The organism is Burkholderia sp. AU4i, from assembly GCF_000466765.1.
GTDB classification, from domain to species: domain Bacteria; phylum Pseudomonadota; class Gammaproteobacteria; order Burkholderiales; family Burkholderiaceae; genus Burkholderia; species Burkholderia cepacia.
In genome coordinates this window covers 1-3,310 of sequence record NZ_ASSI01000209.1, presented here as the reverse complement: position 1 = coordinate 3,310, position 3,310 = coordinate 1, and the positions used below count along the sequence as shown (strand labels likewise).

The following is a 3,310-nucleotide window of genomic DNA, read 5'->3' as shown; positions in this document are numbered from 1 at the left end:
ACTCCACGGGTATAGGTCCAAAGCGACGGATGAAGGGATTCGGGAGAAATGGAGGATGCGAGCATGACGCCACCCACAACTGTATGGATATACAGTATATGGCAATGCGCTCGCGTCGCACAGCACCGGCGCGAAACCGGTTTTCGTCAGAGGAAAAAACGACGGGAAAGCCGGCGCGGTCGTCATGTTACGCCGCACCGGAGCGGGTATGGCCGGACCGTGCCGCCCGAACGCGCGCCACCGCCAACCGGGCCGAATTGCCGACCCGCCGCGCCACCCCAATTCGTCGGGATGATTCGCCGGGCCGACTTGTCGACCCGACTCGCCGGGCCGGCACGCCACCCCTCACGCGAACCGGCACGATGCAACACCCCGCGCCGCGCCGGCCCGCCAGCCGCTCGTCAGCCGAGCAGCAGCGCGTCGTCGTCGAGCTGCTCGTGACGCACCTTCTCGAACATCTGCAGCAGGTCCGGCACGTCGAGCCCCTTGCGCGCGTCGCCCGACACGTCGAGCACGACCTGCCCCTGGTGCAGCATCACCGTGCGGTCGCCGTAGTCGAGCGCCTGCCGCATGCTGTGCGTGACCATCATCGTCGTCAGCTTGCTCTCGGCGACGATGCGCGCGGTCAGCTCCAGCACGAACGCGGCCGTCTTCGGGTCGAGCGCGGCCGTGTGCTCGTCGAGCAGCAGGATCCGCGACGGCCGCAGCGACGCCATCAACAGGCTCACCGCCTGCCGCTGGCCGCCCGACAGCAGCCCGATCCGGTCGGTCAACCGGTTTTCCAGCCCGAGGTTCAGCAGCCGCAGCTTGTCGCGGAACAGCTCGCGCGACGGCCGGTCGAGCGCCGCGCGAAAGCCGCGCCGCGCGCCGCGCGCCATCGCGAGCGCCATGTTCTCCTCGATCGTCAACGCCTCGCAGGTGCCGGCCATCGGATCCTGGAACACACGCGCGACGAGGTGCGCGCGGTCCCACGCGGCCTTGCGCGTGACGTCCGTGCCGTCGATCGAGATGCGTCCCGCATCGACGGCCTGGTCGCCGCTGATCGCATTGAGGAAGGTCGATTTGCCGGCGCCGTTCGAGCCGATCACCGCGACGAACTGGCCGTCGGGAATCTCGAGCGACAGCCCGCGCAGCGCGCGCGTCTCGATCGGCGTGCCGGGATTGAACGTCAGTTTCAGGTCTTGTGCGGACAGCATGTCAGGCCCCTCCGTTCTTGCGCGCGAACAGCTTCTTGCGCGTTGCCGGCAGCACCAGCGCGATCGTGACGAGCGCGGCCGTCACGAGGTTCAGGTCCTGCGCCTTCAGCCCGATGAATTCGCTGTTCAGCGCAAGCGCGATGAAGAAGCGGTAGACGATCGCGCCGAGCACGACGGCAAGCGTCGTCAGCACGAGCCGGCGCGCCGGCAGCAGCGTCTCGCCGATGATCACCGCGGCCAGCCCGATCACGATCGTGCCGATCCCCATCGAGATGTCCGCGCCGCCCTGCGTCTGCGCGAACAACGCACCGGCGAGCGCGACGAGCGCGTTCGACAGCGCCATCCCGGCGAGCGTCGCGCGGCCGGTCGCGATGCCCTGCGCGCGCGCCATCCGCGGGTTCGCGCCGGTCGCGCGCATCGCGAGGCCGAGCTGCGACGAGAAGAACCAGTCGAGGCCGAGCTTCGCGACCACGACGACGATCGCGAGCAGCGCGGGGCGCAGCACGTAATCGGGCATCCAGTCGGGCTGCAGCACGGTGAAGACGGTCGGCTCGGTGATGAGCGGCACGTTCGGCCGGCCCATGATCCGCAGGTTCACCGAATAGAGCGCGATCATCATCAGGATGCTGGCGAGCAGGTCCATGATCTTCAGGCGCACGTTGAGCCAGCCGGTGATGAAGCCGGCCACCGCGCCCGCGACGATCGCGATGCAGGTCGAGCTGAACGGGTCGTAGCCGGCGGAGATCAGCGTCGCGGCGACGGCGCCGCCGAGCGGAAAGCTGCCGTCGACGGTGAGGTCGGGGAAGTTGAGGATGCGAAACGAGATCAGCACCCCGAGGGCGACGAGGCTGAAGATCAGGCCGATCTCCAGGGCGCCCAGAAACGAGAACAGAGACATGATGGGGAAATCCTGTTGCTTCCCGGCCGGACGTGTACGGCCGGGCGAAGCGAACGGGCGGCCCCGGGTGGGAGCCGCCCGTCCGGCGGTGTCGTTCAGGCCCGGATCGGGCCTGCAGGCGCGGCGCTCGGGCCGCGGCTTACTTGATGACCGTCTTCGCGTCCTTGAGCAGATCGGGCGCGAGCGTCACGCCCTGCTTCGCGGCCGCGCCCGTGTTCGCGAACAGCTCGAGGTTGCTGCTCGTTTCCGACGCGATCGCGCCCGGCTTCTCGCCCCTCAGGATGCGCGCGACGACCTTGCCCGTCTGGCGGCCGAGGTCGCCGTAGTTGATGCCGAGCGCCGCGATGCCGCCGCGCTTCACGCTGTCGGTGTCGCCGGCGACGAGCGGGATCTTCGCTTCGTTCGCGACCTTCACGAGCGCTTCGTACGCGGACACGACGTTGTTGTCGGTGTTGGTGTAGATCACGTCGACCTTGCCGATCAGGCTTTTCGCGGCCGGGCCGATGTCGACGGTGCGCGGCGCGGCCGCTTCCTTCAGCGTCATCCCCTGCTTCGCGAGGATGTCCTTCAGCTCCTTCACGACGACGACCGAATTCGCCTCGCCCGGGTTGTAGACCATGCCGACCGTCTTCGCGTTGGGCACGACGCGCTTGATCAGCGCGACCTGGCGATCGAGCGGCAGCTTGTCGGACACGCCCGTCACGTTGGTGCCCGACGGGCCCCAGCCCTTCACGAGCTGCGCGGCGACCGGATCGGTCACACCCGAATAGACGACCGGCACGCTCTTCGTCGATGCAACCACCGCCTGCGCGGCCGGCGTCGCGATCGCGACGATCACGTCGGGCTGGTCGCCGACGAACTTGCGCGCGATCTGCGCGGCCGTGCCCGTGTTGCCCTGCGCGCTCTGGTATTCCCACTTGAGCTTGTCGTCGCCGTAACCTTCCGCCTTCAGTTCGGCACGCACGCCGTCGCGGATCGCATCGAGCGCCGGGTGGTCGACGATCGACAGCACCTTGACGGTCTGGGCGTGCGCGGCACCGGCCAGCGCGAGTGCGGCCACGCCGGCCGTGATCGAACGGATCGCGAAAGTCTTGAAACGCTTCATGGGTGTGTCTCCCCCGTATTGTGTCGGTTCTGGATGATGGATTCCCGCCGCCGTCGTGCGGGCGCCGCCACGCGTGCGACGCGGTGGCGGCCGGCCCGTGCGCGCCCCGGG

3 protein-coding genes are annotated in these 3,310 nt (G+C 68.7%); all 3 read right to left on the bottom strand.

Features of this window, described 5'->3' with window-relative positions:
- Positions 1–401: 401 nt before the first annotated feature.
- The 3 genes from L810_RS36375 to L810_RS36365 all read right to left on the bottom strand — a co-directional run bounded on the left by L810_RS36375 (position 402) and on the right by L810_RS36365 (position 3,199).
- Complete coding sequence (locus L810_RS36375; RefSeq protein WP_021163153.1) at positions 402–1,196, bottom strand: ABC transporter ATP-binding protein; 795 nt, start codon at positions 1,194–1,196, stop codon at positions 402–404.
- A gap of 1 nt (position 1,197) precedes the next feature.
- Positions 1,198–2,094 carry an ABC transporter permease gene (locus L810_RS36370; RefSeq protein ID WP_021163152.1) on the bottom strand — a complete coding sequence of 299 codons (897 nt, stop codon included), beginning with the start codon at positions 2,092–2,094 and terminating at the stop codon, positions 1,198–1,200.
- Positions 2,095–2,233: 139 nt separating this feature from the next.
- On the bottom strand, positions 2,234–3,199 hold the full coding sequence (locus L810_RS36365) for an ABC transporter substrate-binding protein (protein ID WP_021163150.1): 966 nt from the start codon (positions 3,197–3,199) through the stop codon (positions 2,234–2,236).
- Positions 3,200–3,310 lie beyond the last annotated feature (111 nt).

What these genes read in the sequence shown, in the direction of transcription:
- L810_RS36375 (WP_021163153.1), bottom strand. Translation starts at nt 1,196, where the DNA reads ATGCTGTCCGCACAAGACCTGAAACTGACGTTCAATCCCGGCACGCCG.
- L810_RS36370 (WP_021163152.1), bottom strand. Translation starts at nt 2,094, where the DNA reads ATGTCTCTGTTCTCGTTTCTGGGCGCCCTGGAGATCGGCCTGATCTTC.
- L810_RS36365 (WP_021163150.1), bottom strand. Translation starts at nt 3,199, where the DNA reads ATGAAGCGTTTCAAGACTTTCGCGATCCGTTCGATCACGGCCGGCGTG.